This window comes from Rheinheimera hassiensis (assembly GCF_022436675.1).
Taxonomy (GTDB): domain Bacteria; phylum Pseudomonadota; class Gammaproteobacteria; order Enterobacterales; family Alteromonadaceae; genus Alishewanella; species Alishewanella hassiensis.
The window spans coordinates 558,934-576,241 of sequence record NZ_JAKUJZ010000001.1 but is presented as its reverse complement, the minus strand read 5'-3'; the positions used below and the strand labels follow the sequence as shown (position 1 = coordinate 576,241).

Here is a 17,308-nt window from a genome sequence, read left to right as displayed (position 1 = left end):
TCATCCGCACAAACCGTTAGTATAGGTCAGTTCATTGGACACTATTAAAACATACTTTTGCAGCCTGGCTGCGTAAATCTTGGAGAACCGAATGCGCTTAGTTACCAAAATGTCACTGGTCGCAGTGGCTGTTATTACTCTTGCAGCCTGTCAGAAAGAAGCAGAGCAAAAGCCAGCTGTGCTGGATACTGACGAAGCCAAACAATCTTATAGCTTAGGTGTGTCTGTTGGCCGTTACCTGGACAGCACGCTGGACGAATACAGCAAAATGGGTCTGTCGCTGGACAGCGCGTTAATTTTACGTGGTGTACAAGACGCTATTGCTGATAAAACCGCACTGACTGAAGAAGAAGTGCAAACCATGATGACCGCACTGGAAGAACAGTTCCGTGAAAAACAAGCTGCGGTAGTGGAAGCAGAAGCCGCGCAGGCTATTGCAGCCGGTAAAACATACTTAGAAGAAAACGCCAAGAAAGAAGGCGTAACGGTAACTGAATCAGGCTTACAGTACGAAGTACTGCAGGCGGCAGACGGCGCCAAGCCAGCTGCAACTGATACCGTGAAAGTACATTATGTGGGTACCTTAACTGACGGCACCAAGTTTGACAGTTCACTGGATCGTGGTGAACCGGCACAGTTCCCGTTAAACCGCGTTATTCCAGGCTGGACAGAGGGCGTACAGCTGATGAACGTAGGTTCTAAGTTTAAGTTTACTATTCCAGCAGAGCTAGCCTACGGCGAGCGCGATATGGGCGTTATTAAGCCAAACAGCGTGCTGGTATTTGAAGTAGAGTTGTTAGAAATTTCAGCGGCAGAAACAACAGAGCAATAATCTTTTGCAACAATAAAAAAAGCGGCCCAGGCCGCTTTTTTGTTTTGCTGTGGTGGTTATTCCACTACAGGCTCAATATGAATTTCTACCCGGCGGTTTAGCGCGCGGTTGGCTTCAGAGGTGTTTGGCACTATTGGGTAACTTGGGCCATAACCCTGAGTTTCAATACGAATGGCCTGTACATTCTGTGCCGTCAGATACTGTTTAACACTGTCAGCGCGCGCCTGCGACAATGTCATATTATATTGATAAGCTCCGGTATCATCAGTGTGGCCGGCAATAACCAACATGGTTTTTTCATAATCACGTAGTACCTTGGCAATATCATTAAACACCGGGTACAGGTTAGAGCGGATGTCTGAACGGTTAATATCAAATGTTAGCTGAGCCGGAATATCCAGGCGTAATTTGTCGCCATCGCGCACCACTTTTACGCCACTGCCGCTTAACTCTTTATTAAGGGCTTTTTCCTGGTTGTCCATGTAGCTGCCTACAGCAGCACCGGTTAAGGCGCCAATGGCAGCGCCGATAACCAGACGTTTGTCTTTATGGTTACCGGTGGCTTTACCTGCAACAGCACCAACCACACCACCTATAGCGGCACCCTTGGCAGTGTTAGAATATCCGTTGGTGGCACAACCTGCCATTACCAGGCTGGCAGATAATAAAGATACTAATAAAGCTGAACGGCGCATAAGAAACTCCCGATAAATTATTCTGTTTAGCATAGTGCTGACAGCTGAATTCGGGCTGAACTATAACGGAACTAAGAAAAAGCTTTTGTTGCTATTTTGTATATTTATGTAAGCATGATTCACTTTAGGTGGTTTTTTCAGTATTGTAAGCAGGATTTTGTCTGCACGCAGTTTGCCAGTGTGCACTAAGGGATTGAATAATGACAATAATGATACGGTTATATTTACCGCTCGCCAGTCTGCTGGTTGCGCCTTATATCAGTGCTGAAGTATATAAATGTACGGCTGCTAATGGTGACGTGGTATTTCAGGGCGAGCCTTGCCGTGGTGGTGACGAAGTAAAAGTAGATATTCGCTTTGGTGAACAACAGGCCGTGGATATTAATCAGTTAATTTCTGGCAGTTGGTGCGAAATAGGCACTTCTGTTGTGGCTGACGGCACTGTTACGCTGGACAGCGCCATGCGTAAAACCTGGATTTTCAGCGAGCGGCAGATGGTGCAGCATATCAGCCAGGGCCAACGCCAAGACACCTTTAAATATGCTATTCGTCAGACCCCAGGCTCTTTTGTTATTGACCACCCGGCTTTCGGTAGTGGCCAGGTTAGCTGGCAGGTAAGAAAACTTACTGACGAGCAACTGATTATTGCTGCTTATGGCGGCTTTACCCATTTGTCGCCCGGCAACTGTGAGGTAAAAGTAGCCCGCTCTCAAAATTAAATAGACATATAGACGCCTGAACTTTAAGCTGCTGCCACTACAGCAGCGTGAAGGTGTGTCTATGTTAAATTCAGCCTGGCGGCGCATTGTGATCAAGGTTGGCAGTGCGCTGATCTCCCCCGATGCCAAAGGGTGTTCTACCCGTTATTTACTCGCTATTGCGCGCTTTATCAGCGAATGCCGTCAGCTAGGCGTTGAAGTGGTGTTGGTGTCTTCCGGCAGTGTCGCCGCCGGGCGTTCGGCCATTGCTTTTTCACACCATCCGTTACCTATCAATATTAAACAAGCTATGGCCGCCGTAGGCCAAACCCAGATGATGGCCACCTGGAGCCATTTATTTGATTTCCGTTGCGCCCAGATTTTACTGACACATGATGATCTGGCCGACCGGCGCCGGTATCTTAATATCGACAATACGCTGCGTACCTTGCTGGCGAACCAGATACTGCCGGTTGTGAATGAAAACGACAGTGTTGCTACGGCGGAGCTGAAAGTAGGTGACAACGACAACCTGGCCGCGATGGTGGCGGTATTGGTTGATGCGGATGTACTGATTATTTGCTCGGATATTGACGGGCTGTACAGTGCCAACCCAAGAACTACACCAGATGCGCGGTTTATCCCCAGAGTAGAGCAGGTTGATGCCGCCATTTATGCCATGGCAGGCGGCAGCCACCACGCTATTGGTACCGGCGGCATGGTAACCAAAATTCAGGCAGCAGAAAAAGCTACCCGGCTGGGCGTAGATACTTTGATTATTAACGGCCAGAAAGCCGAAAGTTTTGATGCTTTACTCAAAGGTGAGCAGGCCGGTACGTTATTTGTACGCCAGCAAGACCGGCTCAGTGCAAAAAAACACTGGCTGCTGCACAGCCTGAAAAGCCATGGCAGTATTGTACTGGACAGTGGTGCAGTGCAGGCACTGTTGCATAAGGGCGCTTCTTTGCTGGCAAAGGGCGTTACCGCGGTAACTGGTCAGTTTGATAAAGGCGACGCTATCTGGTTGTGTGACAGCGGTGGCAAGCAACTGGCAAAAGGTATCTGCCAGTACAGCGCAACTGAACTACAGTTAATTAAAGGCTTACACAGCCAGCAAATTGCTGACACACTGGGGTTTTGCCCCAGCGAGGAAGTGGTACACCGCGATGATATTGCACTGACAAACTAAGGCAGATACCGGATGAAAATAGCAGTAGTGGGCGGAGGCATTAATGGCTTAAGCAGCGCCTGGCAACTGGCGCTGGCCGGGCATGATGTTAGCCTGTTTGAGCGGGACGGCCTGATGCAGGCTACCAGCCAGGCCTCCTCGAAGCTGCTGCATGGCGGTCTGCGCTATTTAGAACAGGGTGAATTCCGTCTGGTGCGCGAGGCTTTGCAAGAGCGGCGCTGGTGGTTAAAAAAAGCGCCGCAGTTAACCCGCCGCCTGCCCATTTTGTATCCGCTGTATAATAACTCGCGCCGCGCCCGCTGGCAGCTAAAAATAGGCCTGTGGCTGTATGACACTTTTGCCGGCAGAAAAGGTATTGGCCGCCATCGCTGGTTAACGGCTGCGCAGGCACTGCGCTGTTCGCCACAATTGAAAAGCGAAGGGTTAACCGGGGCTTATCTGTTTTTTGATGGCCAGATGGACGACCAAAAGCTGGGTCTGTGGATGGCGCGGCAGTGTACTAAAGCCGGGGTGCGCATTTTTGAGCATAGCCCGGTGCAGCAGGTAACAACAGATGGCAAGATATTGCTTAACAACGGCTGGCAGCAGTTTGACCGCATAGTAAACGTGGCCGGGCCCTGGAGCCAGCAGCTGTTGCAGCAATCGGACTTGCCGCAGCAACCGCTGGACTTAGTGCGCGGCAGCCATTTATTGCTGCCGCCAATCAGCCGTTACGGCCATATGCTGGAAGTGCCGGGCGAAGCGCGGATTGTGTTTGTGTTGCCGTATCAGGGCAAAACCTTGCTAGGCACCACCGAAGTGCGCCAGCAGTTGGATGAGGCTATAGTCTGCTCTGATGCCGAGCGTGATTACCTGCTTGGTGTATACAATCACTACTTTTTACCGGCGCGCCAGCGCGATGCAGTGCTGGCAGATTTTGCCGGTGTACGGCCTTTGCTTGGGGGCACAGCCAATGCCAGCAAAGCCAGCCGCGAATATCAGCTTAGCTGGCAGGGCCAGTTGTTAACAGTGTCGGGTGGTAAATGGACTACTGCGCGGGCCCTGGGCCAGCAGGTTGCCGCGCAGATACAACAGCCGGGCTGATTACAGCGTAATCGCCAGAATTTTAGAGCGGCGCTGGTAGTTATATAGCTGCTTTTTCTGTGCCGGTAAATCGTCTACCGTTAACAGCTCAAAGCCTTGTTCTAAAAACCAGTGAATGCTGCGGGTGGTCAGGGCAAACAGTTTGTCGTACTTACGCTGCCGCGCTTGCTGAATAATGCTTTTTAGCAGCAGACTGCCGCGGTCGGCATCGCGGTAATCCGGGTGCACTGCCAGACAGGCAAATTCGCCGACATTTTCTTCCGGGAACGGATACAGTGCCGCACAGCCAATCACTAAGCCATCGCGTTCAATTAAGGTAAACTGGTTTATTTCCATCTCCAGTTGTTCACGGGAGCGGCGCACCAGCAGGCCTTGCTGCTCCAGCGGCCTGATCAAATCCAGAATACCGCCGATATCTGAAATAGTGGCTGCGCGTAGTTTTTCTGCCGATTCGGTAACAATTTGTGTACCGATACCATCACGCGAGAACAGCTCCTGCAGCAGGGCGCCATCTTCGTCGTAGCTAACTAAGTGGCAGCGTGGCACACCGGAGCGGCAGGCAGTAATAGCGGCATGCAAAAACGCCAGTGTACCGGGGCAGGCATTGGGTTGCTGCTCCATCTCCAGCATAATTCTTTCGGCGTAGTTTGGCATTAACTCTGCCGTTATCTCGCCATTTTCGCCAACGATACCGCCAATTTCACTAAAGCCAATCATTTTGTCGGCTTTCAGTTTTACCGCGACCTGGGTAGCAATATCTTCGGCGGTAAGGTTAAAGCTTTCACCGGTAACCGAGGCCGCTATTGGCCCCATCAGCACTATGCCGTTATTATCCAGCTGGCGGCGGATACCGGCCGCATCAATACGGCGTACCCGGCCGCTATGGTGATAATCGATACCTTCGTCGACACCCAGTGGCTGGGCGATAACAAAGTTACCGCTTACCACGTTAATTTGCGCGCCTTGCATCGGGGTATTGCTTAAACTCATCGACAGCCGGGCAGTTATATCCAGTTGCAGCGCACCAGCGACTTGCTTAATCAGTTTAAACGAGTCGTCATCGGTTACCCGCACGCGGTTATGGTAAGTAGGCTCTAAGCCGGCTTGCTGCAGTGCCGCATTAATTTGAGGCCTGGCGCCATACACCAGCACAATTTTAATGCCCAGGCTGTTTAGTAGGGCAATGTCGTTAATAATGCTGCGAAAACCGCTTTGGCTAATAGCTTCACCACCGAGCATGACCACAAAGGTTTTGCCGCGGTGAGCATTAACATAAGGGGCAGACTGACGAAAACCGGAAACAAGTTCAGTAGTGCGCACGGGCTTGGGGCTTCCTTCTGAAAAGACAACACAGGTGTAAGGCTTAAAGATGGCAGCAAGATGACAAAATGCCAACAGTAGCTGCGATAAAAGCGGCATTTTAGGTGATTAGTGGGTGTATATCTACTTTTTAAGCATATTTATTCTTTTTTTGTGCTATAGCTGGGCATGCGTGACATACTGATCTTATTGTTCGTTCTGTGTGGCTTGGAGCGTTTCCTTACAGCCAACATAGCGTCGAGCGGCAATAACCAACCCACAGCAACTGCAGATTAAACAAACTCTGACCTCGACGACTGCAGAAGGTGAATGCACCGAATATTTTTCCCTGCAAGCCGAGGCAGATGGTAACGCTGGTGCTGACCGAAGGCATTGCAGGCCGCGATATCGCTGAGACGTTAAAGCAGCAGGTGGTTGAGGCGTTGTTACATTGAAAGCTCGTTGTGCAGCTGGTTCTGCAGTGATTTTCGTTCTATGCGGAAGTTATGAATGAATTTATGTTGGCAGACGATAATGAGAAAATCTTAAAGTCAGCAAAGTTGTCAGTTGTTACAGTATTTTGAGCTGTATGCTGCTTCGCGCTATGATGCTGTCATATATTTACAAGGATAGTTAGTGCTATGTCCGTAAATCCTCCAAAAGTATTTATTAGCTACAGCCACGACTCTGCCGAGCATAAGCAAAAGATACTGGCGTTGTCGGATCAGTTGCGAAACGACGGCGTCGATAGCTTCATTGACCAGTACGTTAATGGCCAGCCCAAAGAGGGCTGGCAACGGTGGATGGAGAAGCAAATTGAAAGCGCCAACTTTGTGCTGATTGTGTGTACACAACTGTATCTACGCCGATTCAGAGGAGAAGACCGTGAAGGAGGACGCGGAGTAAACTTTGAGGGAGTTATTATTTCGCAAACTTTATATGACCAGTTTCAACAAAATAACAAATTTATCCCTGTACTGACTGACAACGGCCATATTGATCATGTGCCTTTAATATTGAAATCTGGCAGTACTTACTACTTTGGTAAGCAGTATGAAGAATTATATCGAGTTCTTACTGCTCAGCCACTAACAGAAGCCAGGCCACTTGGCAGCGTAAAACATTTTCCGCCTCAAAACAGTGGTTTGAAAAACGCCACGGTTGGTCGAATCTATTCTGACCGTCTGCCGACAGTTTCAGGTGGGTTCTTTGGGCGCGAAGCTGAACTTAAACTGCTTAGTGATGCTCTGGAAAACGGCACCACCAACATTATTCAATTTATTGCTCCAGGCGGTACCGGCAAAACTAAGATGCTGCGTTACTGGTTGGATCAAGTTCAACCTGAAAAGCTTATTGCCTGGTCATTTTATTCACAAGGTGCGAGTGAAGAAAAGCAGCCTAGTGCTACCTTGTTTTACAGTCGTGTGTTTGAGCTACTTGATCCATCTAAAACTATCACTGATTTTGCTAACCAACCAGAACAGATGGGTGAGTATCTGGCAGATCTTCTGCGTCAGCAAAATTGCTTATTGATACTTGATGGATTTGAACCTCTGCAGCATTCCAGTTCCGTGGTACGAGGGGAGCTAAAAGACAGAACATTGCGGGCATTATTGAAATCGCTCGCCGCTAAGCACTCTAGCCTATGCATTATTACTACCCGGATTGCAATACGTGAACTCAGTGGCCACTCACAGCCAGCTGTTATTTCTTATGATTTACAAAATCTTGATGAGCAAGATGGCGTAAAACTATTGAAATCCCTACATGTAACGGGCAGCGATGCTGCGCTGCTTAAAGCGGTAAATGAATATGGTTGCCATGCGCTGGCACTGCACTTACTGGGCAATGCGCTTACCATTTATCTGGATGGTGACATTCTTAAACGCGACACACTGGATGAGTTGTTTGGTGAAGAAGCCTACACCGATGTTGAAAGGCATGCCTTTAAAGTTATGCAGGCATATAAAACATGGTTGAAAGATACGCCGGAATTGCAACTGCTGTATTTGCTAAGCTTGTTTGACCACCCGATTGAAGCTGAAGTGCTTGAAGTGCTCTGGAAAGCACAGCTTCCAGGTTTAACAGATAAAATTCCACTCAAGGCATGGAAGGTTGCTATTCGTGACCTGCGAGAGAAGCACCGTTTATTATCCATACACGAAGGTAGGGACGAATTGCTCGACTGTCATCCGCTAATCCGTGAATATTTTGGTAAACAACTGGAGCAGAATCAGCCTCAAGTTTGGCAGCAAGCACATAAAAAATTGTATGAATATTACAAAGGGTTATCGCCGAAACTTTATCCAGATACATTGGACGAAATGCGGCCATTGTTCCACGCAGTAACCCATGGGTGCGCTGCTGGATTGCATCAGAGAGCATTAACAGAAGTGTATTATTCCCGAATTTCTCGTAAGGAAGAGGCTTATAATGTCAAAAAGCTCGGAGCTTTCAGTGATGATCTTGCCATTACAGCTTGTTTTTTTACTGAAGTGTGGCATAAGCCGTCTGCAAAGCTAAAAGACTTGTGGCAACTTCAAATGTTAGGTAATGCAGGGTTTTGCTTGCGGGCCCTGGGCCGATTACATGAAGCATTAGGCCCTGTTCAAGCAAGTATTGATATAGCTTTACGGCAAAAAAACTGGAAAGAAGCAGCTAAGGGAGCTTGTAATCTTAGTGAGCTACAGCTCATTTTAGGAGAGGTAGCGCAAGCGGTTGAGAATGGTTCTTCTAGCTGGCAATATGCCGATAAGTCAGATAACATTTTTTTTACTTCTGCTTTCCGGACGACCCAAGCAGATGCTTTACATCAAGCTGGGAACATTACCGCTGCTCTTGCCTTGTTTCAGGAAGCCGAACAGCTCCAAAAACGACACCAACCTCAGTTTCCATGTTTATATTCAGTGCAAGGTTTTCGTTATTGTGAGCTGCTGTTAGCACAAGGGGGCGCAAAGGAGGTTCTGGAACGGGCGACACTGGCGCTGGAGTGGGCAAAGCAGGAGGGGGCCTCACTGCTAAGTATTGCTTTAGATCAACTTAGTCTTGGCCGCAGTTATCTGCAGCAAGCTTACACAGGAGATTTAAGTGATTGTATTTTATCAAATGAGCTTTTGAAACAAGCTACCTGCTGGCTGGAGGATGCTGTGCTTGGTCTACGTGCAGCAGGCCAGCAATCGATGTTACTTGGTGGCTTACTTTCTCGTGCTGAAAAATATCGCCATGCTCGCGATTTCACTCTTGCCCGCCTGGATTTAAAAGAAGTATTTGATATCGCGGCAGGAAGCGGAATGAAACTACACTTGACTGATTATCATTTGGAGATGGCTCGACTATTGATTGCAGAGTCGAGTATGGCTTCTACCCTTGCCGGCGAGAATGTGGGATATAAGAACAACAGCCGCGCGTCTGACTTGGCAAACCATATAAACGCTGCGGCCAAGTTAATTACAGAAACAGGCTATCATCGTCGTGACTCAGAACTTGCAGCTTTACAAGCTGAGTTCGCAAGGCAACAAGTTGGCAATTCTACAAGCTGAAGTATTGCCGCCAACAGCACGGGCTGGCGCTATAGTTCTGGGATTTACCGTTCCAAAAGCTTCAGTATCGCCTAGGTTATTGTCCGCGTAGCAAACTCTAAATCTCAAAACATTTACTATTTCTGATAGATACTGCTGACACTTTAAACATCAAAAATTTAACTTTCCATAAACATTGCAAGCAAGCATAATGCATTAATTTGTAAATTTAGTGTTTTTTTTGTGTTTTCGTAGTGCGGTGATAATGCCGTCATCTTTAAGTTACCAACGAAAAGAGAAGGAATTTTTATGAAATTAGAGTTTTATCTAGTGCCAGAGGAAATATTCCGCCTTGGCAATGCCAATTCACCTAAGTTGTCTAACGTACGTCCTCGTGACGTTGATACAATGTCAATCAACGGTGTTACTGTTATAGTCGCAAATGGTAAAGGCGTCAGTGTGTATGACAGGCAAGGTATGAACGAATCGCCAATGACGGGCTGGGTGTGGCGCTTTCCGCCGAATACACAGCCGCCGGTGGGGCTGAAGTTGGTGCAAGACAAAGCACATCACTACTGCATCGCCCCAATTCAGAATATGCCAATAGATAAGTATAAAGGTTTACTGGAAGAGATGGCGCTTAAAGCCGCAAGAGTATTTAAGAAAGAGGGTAAAGTGGTATGAGCCAATTTCAACTTAACTTAGTGGAATCAGAGCTAAAAATTGTGCTGGAAGCCTTGATTGAAATGGAGTCGCGTATGGCGCATATCTGCGAGACATCTGACGACGAAGATGAAATCGCTGATATTGGTAATGATCTGATTGAAGTTCGGCTGTTACTTAAACCATTGCTGGCAAAAGCCGTAGCACAGTATGGCGAAGGCATCCGGAATTTCTCTCGCGAGCCGTTGTAATAGACATAGACCAGAATATGCCAGGGATCGACAACCGAACACTATTAGTGTCGTTGCAGGCAACTTATGAATGCATTAACCGCTATGAGACGTTACTGGATTCTGAAACGCTGAAAGACCCTGAAACCATCGATGAAATACTGATGTTGTACTACGAGGGTTTTAACGTTCTCAAGGCCGTGTATCAGGAGCAATTAGATAAAGGCGAGGCTTTACCGTCTTTGCAGCAGATTATTCCGGCTAAGTTGTAGGACAGACTTATGTTTGAGCTAATCAAAGGTAGTGGCATGACTCTGCCACGGGAAATGCAAACGTCGCTAGGCGACTGGGAAACAAGGTATATTCTTGAGGCCCTGAGCAACGAAAAAGCACGCTTGTTGCAAATTAACCAAACAGCTGAAGATGAAGATGCCGCTGCTGATGCGGGTAACGATTACATCGAGCTGGCAGGCTTTTATAAGCGATTTGAGGCCGAAGCGGTTGCGGTTTTTGGCGAGCAGATCAAAAACTTTAGCCGCGAGCCGCTGCAGTATTATCACTGTTCTTTTTAAACACCAACTGGTCGCGACTGCGGCCTGGGTTGTTTGCTACAGTGCGTTTCGTTACATTTGCGCATTGAATTAGTTGTTACAAGGAAAACACAAGCCAGATGGTAATGACTGAAGTCCAGATGTTAGACCTGTTTTTCCGCTTTGCTGCTGTCGGCCAACTGATACTGTTAGTGCTGTTGCTTTGGCGAAGTAAAGTTATTGCTGCCAAGGCGGCCACGAATACACTGCTGTTATGCTGCATTGCTTATATATTGCTTACGGCGCCTGTCGATGATGTCCATTATGGCTGGTTGAGGCCGCCTCTTTTATTGTTTACCGACCTCACAGCCTATGCGTTGTTAGCGGTTTATTGGCAGGCGGTGCATCACAAAAGTTTACTGTCGCAGCTATCTGGTTGGCTGAAAGTTATGTTTAGCCTTTGGTTAGTATGGCTGTGTTACTTTTTTCTGCTGCTGCAAGGCAAAGGCCTGTTTCATGATGTTCATCACGCCATACTGCTGTTGGTGCTGGTTTTTGTCGTCATCAATGCATTTATTGGCTTGAGTGATGATTTAGTTGAACGGCGGCGCCGGCTAAGAATTGCTATTATTGCGGCTGGCAGTGTGTATATGGGGCTGCTGACGTTGCTGGAATTTTCGCCGCTTGCTATCAAGGACAATATGTTATTCAGCAGTTTTAATGCCGGGCTGCTTTTTGCGGTGACAACAGTTATTGCGGTTTGTCGTTTAGCCGGCTTTCGATCAGAGCAGCAAACTAAGGTGGCAGAGCCGATCAAACAAATTGCTGCCTCTGAGGTACACAGCGAGAGTGCAGAAGCTAAGCAGCTGAAAAGCAAAATGGCCGCGGGCTTGTACAGGATAAATGGCCTGAATATCAGCCAGCTGGCGGCAGAGCTTGGCATACCGGTATACCAGTTGCGTCAGTTAATCAATGTGGAATTAGGCTTTGATAATTTTTCCCACTTTATAAACAGCTACCGTATTCCTGCAGTTTGCGCCAGATTGGCAGACCCGAAAGATAATGATAAACCGGTACTGACGCTGGCACTTGATGCGGGTTTTAATTCTATTGCGCCTTTCAATCGCGTATTTAAACAGAGCCTGGGTATGACACCAAGCCAATATCGTGCCCAATTTTAAAAATCGATCAGACTTTTTTCAGTTTCAATAAGACAGGCCGCAACCTTAGTTCTATTTTGCAGCAGCTATTTTCACTACTCTAAGGAAAGCTGTTCATGCGAAACAAAATTATCGCGGTGTTAATTCTATTATTGCTGGCAGGCGCCTATGCCTTGCTGCAACCGGTATATCAGTTTTATAGCCACAAGGGGGATTGGCCCCTGCCGTTTTGGGGCTTTGTCAGCATTGAGGAGCCTGTGCCAGAGCTGAACCGGGTATTGGATACTAAATACCAGGGCGCGGCAGACGAGGCTATACAAAAACTAAAAACGCATCGTAAGGCTATTAACAGCCCTGGTATCTCGGCAGCGGTGGCGATTGATGGCAAGTTGGTATGGCAAGGTGTTGCTGGCTGGGCCGATATTGCTGCGGGGAAACCAATAAACCCGGAAACACAGTTCCGAATTGGCAGCACATCCAAGGCGCTGACATCGACCTTGCTGGCCCGGATGGTGCAGCGAGGCAGTATTGAACTGGATACCCCGCTGCAACGCTACAAACTGATTGAACAGTACCCACGCTGGCGCAATATTACACCCCGTCAATTGGCTTCGCATATGGCGGGTATACCACATTATGATGAAAACACCGATTGGTTGGGGCTCTACAAAACCATAGCACTAAATACCCGTTTCCACGATGTCAGCGAAGCGCTGACAGTATTTGATGACAGTGAAGTATTGTTTTCGCCGGGTGAACAATTCAGTTACTCCAGTTTGGGCACGGTGTTGCTAAGTGCTGTCATGCAGGAAGCCGGTGGCAGACCCTATGCAGAGTTAATGCAAACGCAAGTCTTTGCCCCACTGGGAATGACCCACACCGCTATCGAGCCGGAAATTGGTATTACTACGCCAGAAGCTGCACAAATTGCAAGTTTTTACTGGCGTGATGATGAGTCACAGCCGGTGGTCAGAATATGGCGCGACGTGGATTTAAGCCATCGGCTTGCTGCGGGCGGATTTATTTCTACCTCAACAGATTTAGTTAAACTGGGTCTGGGATTTTTGCGCGATGATTTTGTTTTACCTGCTACCAGGCAACAATTCTGGACTGCGCAAACACTAAACAATGGTGAGGTGAATGAACAGCAATATGCTATTGGCTGGCGGGTTAGAGATTATGATTTTGCTGATCCGGTGGGGGTACTCTTTAACGCCAACCATGGCGGTGTCTCCAGAGGTGCGCAAAGCTGGCTGATGGTAATACCTGAGTTCAACATGGTTGTAGCAGTAAATATCAATAGTAATACCGAGCAGTTTTGGGACTTTGGTAAAGTGTCAGTTGAGCTGGTACGGGCATTTCTGCTGGCACGGCAACAACAGGTTTTAGCGCAACAACCTTCAGGTTGATATGGAGCACTGCACGACGTGGTTGATAAATTTTTTATACGACACCATGTTGTTACTAAACAGGCCGCAGGAGCGGCCCGTGGTTTTTGGCGCTAGGCTACATGCTACATAGCTGCGCCCAGCTGCTGTCGCTGCCAGGTATAGATTGTGTCCACCAATTGGCCTGATACAGCGCGTTTTGGTAGATCAGTTGATCGCTACCGGCGGCGTGTCCGGCTTGGCCCTGAGTGTTGCCTTGTGGCCAATCAGGGTAGGTGTTTACGCTACTCAGGTCATAACCCGGACAATTACCCGGTGGGTTGTTGCCGCCATCATCTGACGCCGGGCGCAGGTCAAGGTTATAAAAGCTGCTGTTATCCCGTACATAGGCGCGGTTGTTGGCTAAATCGCTGCTAAAAACCACATTATCGCCGCTTAACGCGCCAATTTGCAGCAGATTACTGTACTGGGTGTTTATCTGTGTTGCCAGTTCTGTGGCCCAGAGTGCATTGCCGATATTGGCGTTGGTGATCTGCCAGCTTTCGTCTATCAGCTCTTGCCCGTTGGCATCAAATAGCCGTAGCTGAGCATAACCGCCTATTTCTGCCGGCGTTTGCAGGTTAACAAAAGCACCTTTATCAAACCATAGCACTGGCGAAGTGTCGCTGCTGCCATTTACCAATTCGATATCTGAGCAGTTATAGAAACCTTCGCCAACTACATCCACCCGCTGCCAGCGGGTATAAAGCACTGCCGGGCCGCTGCGATCTGCTGGTAGCTGCATATTAAGGTTATAGTAACCTGCCTCTGCGGTGACATCGTTTTGCTGGTGTATCAACTGTAGCTGGTTCCAGCTAAGTGGCTCTGCTGCAGCATCGAAGTCCGGTTTACTGATATAAATTTGCCAGTAGCTGGGGTTGTGTGGCGTGGTGGCGCGAAAACGCAGTGTGATCTCATTGCTTTGCGTAAGGTTAATACTGGTGCGTTGCCAGTCGGTTGAGGGAATATCCATCCCACTTTTGCGGCTGTCACCACCGGCGCACAGGCTACCATCGCTGACGACTGCCTGCACGGCTGCCATATTGCGGTAATCGGCAACGTTGGCCGAAAACTCATGGTGCTGCGTTAGCATATAACCGCCCGATTGCTGGTAAGCGGCGCGGCAGGCAGAATTAGGTATGCCGCTGCCATCGGCAGGCCACCAGTAACCGCCATCGTCTTTACAAATTTGCTGCCGGGCTTTGGGGTAGTCGACATAGCCATGGCTGCTGGCCTGCAGGCTGGTAAATAGCAGGCTGGTTGTTAGTAGTGTAGGGAGTAAGTATTTGGGTTGCATAGTGATTTCTCTTGGTTATGAGGCTTGGCGCTCCGGGTCGAAGACCTTCTCAGGCTCGCCACAGCAACTCGCCCGCACTGGCGTGCGGACTCAGACACTCTGTGGCGCCCTGATAAGGCATCGACCCTCGCAAGGAAAAGCGGTAAGTCTGCTACTCACCGTTTTCCGCTTGGTAACAGCTTACAAATTACAGATAAAACTCCAGCTGCCATCACTACCGGGCACCGAGTTTGTCCACCAGTTGGCTTTGTAAACGCCGCCCTGATACGACAGGTAATCACCATTAACAGCATGGCTTGGGTTACCTGCCCAGTCGGGTTGCGGCCAGGCCGGGTACGGGTGAATAGTGGCGGTAATGCCGCCACAACTCTCGCCGTTACCGTCGCCATCTCCGTCACCGGGGCCATCATCATTGCCGATGCTAACAACCGGTAACTGTGGATACTCTTCGGCAAAGGCATAACTGTTACCATTGGCGCTAAGGATCCAGTTAGACGGCATCGGCATTGGCAACTGATAATTCAGCGTAACGGTAACGCTTTCACCGCTGGCTACGCTTAAATAACCCGGCAGATTAAAAGCGACCCGGTGCAGGTTATTTTGCAGGCCGCCAATATTATTGCCGCTGGTGTTTCGGCCACTTTCCACTACCGTTAAACCAAAACCGCTTTGATCGCTGATGGTATCGGGTATTGCTGTGGGTACGTCAAAGCTGAAACTGCTGCCACCGGGAATAGTGCTGTTGCTGTGGTTAGTCAGCGTAAGCTTGGGGTTGATAGGGAAGTTTTGATCGCCGAGTTTAAAATCACTGATACTTAAGCGCACATCTATCGCCTGGGTTGGCATAGCGCGTTCGGCTTTTACTGCGCCATAAGGGCTGGCATTTTTAAAGCTGTTATAAAACAGCGATGTCAGCGTGTTACCGATAAAATATTCGCTTTTGGCTGCGTCCCAGTCGTAGTCGCCGGCCAGCTCCCAAAACATCACGCCGCCAATGCCGTTGTCAATCACATACTGTGCTTTGGTAGCGATGCTTTGCTCAGTTTCTACCGATAAAAACACCTTTTTTTGCGCATTCCATAACCAGGGGCCTGCGGCAGTGGCATCATAGTGGCGGCTGTAGCTGCCGGTTAACTGGTGCTCTGGGTTGCCTGGATCAAGAGCATACAGGCTGAAGTAGCTGGCGCTGATGCCTTCGGCCAGGTTCATGGTGTGCCACAACGGGTTGGAACCTGCCGGCATCTCACTGCCCTGAGTATTTTTGTCGTGCCACAGGTTATCGATACCCACTGCACCGTTACCGCACTGGCTTACCGTGCTGCCACCGGTGCCGGGCGGGCACTGGCTCTGGTTTGGTAACGCCGCCGAGCCCCACAGGCCTAAGCTGCCACCCTGTACATCTTTCCAGCCGCGGCTGTAATACGGAATGCCAATATTAATGCGGCCTGCAGGCATGGTGCCGCGAAAATAACGGTAAGCCCAGTCGGTATTCAGGTAACCGATTTGCTGGTACTGGCTGGTGTTGTAGTAATTCCACGCTACCAGCTCGGCGTCCTGGCCGGTGTCAAACAGTGCCGCATTGTGGCCAACAAACTGGTTCCAGGCACCGTGCAGGTCGTAGGTCATAATGTTAACGTAATCCAGGTATTGGGTTACCTGAAAGGCTTCCATACCGCGTAGCAGATAGCCGGACGAGGGGGAAGCTATGGTAAGCAGATAATGCTTACCGTCGGCAGCACCGGCGGCATCCAGTTTTTGCCGCAGCACTTTCATCAGCTCGACATAAGAGCGCATCAGGCCACCACGCAGGCTGTTAGCCAGCGCAAAGTCGTCTGGGTTGCCGGCATCATTCATGCTGGTGGGATATTCGTAGTCAATATCCACGCCATCAAAACCATACTGGCGAATAAAAGCTACGGCCGAGTCGGCAAAGGTATTAATGCCCTGAGTGTTAATGCTTAAATCGCTGTTGGTGGTCATCGTATAAAAACCACCACTGGCAATGCGTTCGCCGTCGTCGTCAAAATAGCCACCACTTTCGGCCCAGCCACCGACCGAAATCAGCGTTTTTACGTGCGGGTGCTGCTGTTTGTATTTTTGCAGCAGGTTAAAGTGACCTTTATAAGGCAGGCTTGGGTCCAGTTCAGCGCCGGCCACGCCAGGCCATTCCATATTGGTTGATGCATTATCAGGCGAACCCGTATTACCCACAGAAATCTGGTTCGCGCCATTTACATGGGCGAAGGCGTAGTTGATATGGGTAATTTTATCCCACGGAATATCCGCGGCTAAATACGCTGGCTGACCGTTTTTGCCATGGCGCCAGCTGGTGAAGTAACCAATAATGCGCCGCGGATGATCCGGGCTGATTATTTCGCGGCCGTCAGTATCGTACACAGTGCAGTAGGGTACGTTAATGCCTGGGGTTTGGTACAGGCCGTCGGGCCTGCAGTTGTTATCATCAGTTTGTTGTGAAAATGCCGCTGTGCTAACCAGTGCCAGCAACGACAGTAAGATAAGTTGTTTCATTGTGGTATTCCCGGAAAATGCCGCAGGGAACCTGAGCTAATGGCAGGGGAGCAAGAACCGCTTTGCTCTAAGCTAACCGTTGCAGGCCAGGATGCTGACAAATTCGTCTGGAGCGAATTTGCACAGCTCTGCTGGCCCGAAGGGTAGACTTCAGGAGG

General features: G+C 49.1%; 15 protein-coding genes. 11 read left to right on the top strand and 4 right to left on the bottom strand.

Going from position 1 to position 17,308, the window contains the following annotated elements; genetic code table 11:
- Positions 1–91: 91 nt before the first annotated feature.
- Positions 92–832 (top strand): FKBP-type peptidyl-prolyl cis-trans isomerase, encoded by a 741-nt coding sequence (fkpA, locus tag MJX74_RS02435; protein WP_240220582.1) that lies wholly within the window; start codon positions 92–94, stop codon positions 830–832.
- A 56-nt stretch (positions 833–888) separates the two neighbouring features.
- Here fkpA and MJX74_RS02430 read toward each other — a convergent pair whose 3' ends face one another.
- On the bottom strand, positions 889–1,527 hold the full coding sequence (locus tag MJX74_RS02430) for a YiaD family glycine zipper/OmpA-like lipoprotein (RefSeq protein WP_240220580.1): 639 nt from the start codon (positions 1,525–1,527) through the stop codon (positions 889–891).
- A 200-nt stretch (positions 1,528–1,727) separates the two neighbouring features.
- On the opposite strand from MJX74_RS02430, the gene MJX74_RS02425 reads away from it, so the two are divergent.
- The 3 genes from MJX74_RS02425 to MJX74_RS02415 all read left to right on the top strand — a co-directional run bounded on the left by MJX74_RS02425 (position 1,728) and on the right by MJX74_RS02415 (position 4,497).
- The gene (locus MJX74_RS02425; RefSeq protein ID WP_240220578.1) at positions 1,728–2,246 is read left to right on the top strand and encodes a DUF4124 domain-containing protein; all 519 of its coding nucleotides are present in this window, start codon (positions 1,728–1,730) and stop codon (positions 2,244–2,246) included.
- A 61-nt stretch (positions 2,247–2,307) separates the two neighbouring features.
- Complete coding sequence (gene proB / locus MJX74_RS02420; protein WP_240220575.1) at positions 2,308–3,414, top strand: glutamate 5-kinase; 1,107 nt, start codon at positions 2,308–2,310, stop codon at positions 3,412–3,414.
- 12 nt (positions 3,415–3,426) lie between these two features.
- Complete coding sequence (locus MJX74_RS02415; protein WP_240220573.1) at positions 3,427–4,497, top strand: glycerol-3-phosphate dehydrogenase/oxidase; 1,071 nt, start codon at positions 3,427–3,429, stop codon at positions 4,495–4,497.
- Here MJX74_RS02415 and argA read toward each other — a convergent pair whose 3' ends face one another.
- Positions 4,498–5,817, bottom strand: coding sequence for an amino-acid N-acetyltransferase (gene argA, locus MJX74_RS02410; RefSeq protein WP_240220571.1), 1,320 nt, complete (start codon positions 5,815–5,817; stop codon positions 4,498–4,500).
- A 620-nt stretch (positions 5,818–6,437) separates the two neighbouring features.
- Here argA and MJX74_RS02405 point away from each other — a divergent pair.
- The 7 genes from MJX74_RS02405 to MJX74_RS02375 all read left to right on the top strand — a co-directional run bounded on the left by MJX74_RS02405 (position 6,438) and on the right by MJX74_RS02375 (position 13,306).
- Positions 6,438–9,335, top strand: coding sequence for an SEFIR domain-containing protein (locus tag MJX74_RS02405; RefSeq protein WP_240220569.1), 2,898 nt, complete (start codon positions 6,438–6,440; stop codon positions 9,333–9,335).
- Positions 9,336–9,623: 288 nt separating this feature from the next.
- Positions 9,624–9,998, top strand: a complete 375-nt coding sequence (locus MJX74_RS02400; RefSeq protein ID WP_240220567.1) for a Tse2 family ADP-ribosyltransferase toxin — start codon at positions 9,624–9,626, stop codon at positions 9,996–9,998.
- Positions 9,995–10,228 carry a hypothetical protein gene (locus MJX74_RS02395; protein WP_240220565.1) on the top strand — a complete coding sequence of 78 codons (234 nt, stop codon included), beginning with the start codon at positions 9,995–9,997 and terminating at the stop codon, positions 10,226–10,228. The genes MJX74_RS02400 and MJX74_RS02395 overlap by 4 nt, the downstream gene beginning before the upstream one ends.
- Before the next feature lie 17 nt (positions 10,229–10,245).
- Positions 10,246–10,479 (top strand): hypothetical protein, encoded by a 234-nt coding sequence (locus MJX74_RS02390; RefSeq protein ID WP_240220563.1) that lies wholly within the window; start codon positions 10,246–10,248, stop codon positions 10,477–10,479.
- Between the two features lie 9 nt (positions 10,480–10,488).
- Positions 10,489–10,779, top strand: a complete 291-nt coding sequence (locus MJX74_RS02385; protein WP_240220561.1) for a hypothetical protein — start codon at positions 10,489–10,491, stop codon at positions 10,777–10,779.
- A gap of 98 nt (positions 10,780–10,877) precedes the next feature.
- Positions 10,878–11,918 carry an AraC family transcriptional regulator gene (locus MJX74_RS02380; protein ID WP_240220559.1) on the top strand — a complete coding sequence of 347 codons (1,041 nt, stop codon included), beginning with the start codon at positions 10,878–10,880 and terminating at the stop codon, positions 11,916–11,918.
- A gap of 95 nt (positions 11,919–12,013) precedes the next feature.
- Positions 12,014–13,306: a serine hydrolase domain-containing protein gene (locus tag MJX74_RS02375; protein ID WP_240220557.1), complete on the top strand. Its 1,293-nt coding sequence runs from the start codon at positions 12,014–12,016 to the stop codon at positions 13,304–13,306.
- A 97-nt stretch (positions 13,307–13,403) separates the two neighbouring features.
- Here the strand turns inward: MJX74_RS02375 and MJX74_RS02370 are convergent, their stop codons facing one another.
- Positions 13,404–14,621, bottom strand: coding sequence for a lytic polysaccharide monooxygenase (locus MJX74_RS02370; protein WP_240220555.1), 1,218 nt, complete (start codon positions 14,619–14,621; stop codon positions 13,404–13,406).
- 180 nt (positions 14,622–14,801) lie between these two features.
- Complete coding sequence (locus tag MJX74_RS02365) at positions 14,802–17,150, bottom strand: glycosyl hydrolase family 18 protein (protein WP_240220553.1); 2,349 nt, start codon at positions 17,148–17,150, stop codon at positions 14,802–14,804.
- Positions 17,151–17,308: the final 158 nt, after the last annotated feature.

Bases quoted from the DNA above. Each gene is read 5' to 3' on its own strand.
- fkpA (WP_240220582.1), top strand. From the start codon at position 92: ATGCGCTTAGTTACCAAAATGTCACTGGTCGCAGTGGCTGTTATTACT.
- MJX74_RS02430 (WP_240220580.1), bottom strand. From the start codon at position 1,527: ATGCGCCGTTCAGCTTTATTAGTATCTTTATTATCTGCCAGCCTGGTA.
- MJX74_RS02425 (WP_240220578.1), top strand. From the start codon at position 1,728: ATGACAATAATGATACGGTTATATTTACCGCTCGCCAGTCTGCTGGTT.
- proB (WP_240220575.1), top strand. From the start codon at position 2,308: ATGTTAAATTCAGCCTGGCGGCGCATTGTGATCAAGGTTGGCAGTGCG.
- MJX74_RS02415 (WP_240220573.1), top strand. From the start codon at position 3,427: ATGAAAATAGCAGTAGTGGGCGGAGGCATTAATGGCTTAAGCAGCGCC.
- MJX74_RS02405 (WP_240220569.1), top strand. From the start codon at position 6,438: ATGTCCGTAAATCCTCCAAAAGTATTTATTAGCTACAGCCACGACTCT.
- MJX74_RS02400 (WP_240220567.1), top strand. From the start codon at position 9,624: ATGAAATTAGAGTTTTATCTAGTGCCAGAGGAAATATTCCGCCTTGGC.
- MJX74_RS02395 (WP_240220565.1), top strand. From the start codon at position 9,995: ATGAGCCAATTTCAACTTAACTTAGTGGAATCAGAGCTAAAAATTGTG.
- MJX74_RS02390 (WP_240220563.1), top strand. From the start codon at position 10,246: ATGCCAGGGATCGACAACCGAACACTATTAGTGTCGTTGCAGGCAACT.
- MJX74_RS02385 (WP_240220561.1), top strand. From the start codon at position 10,489: ATGTTTGAGCTAATCAAAGGTAGTGGCATGACTCTGCCACGGGAAATG.
- MJX74_RS02380 (WP_240220559.1), top strand. From the start codon at position 10,878: ATGGTAATGACTGAAGTCCAGATGTTAGACCTGTTTTTCCGCTTTGCT.
- MJX74_RS02375 (WP_240220557.1), top strand. From the start codon at position 12,014: ATGCGAAACAAAATTATCGCGGTGTTAATTCTATTATTGCTGGCAGGC.
- MJX74_RS02370 (WP_240220555.1), bottom strand. From the start codon at position 14,621: ATGCAACCCAAATACTTACTCCCTACACTACTAACAACCAGCCTGCTA.
- MJX74_RS02365 (WP_240220553.1), bottom strand. From the start codon at position 17,150: ATGAAACAACTTATCTTACTGTCGTTGCTGGCACTGGTTAGCACAGCG.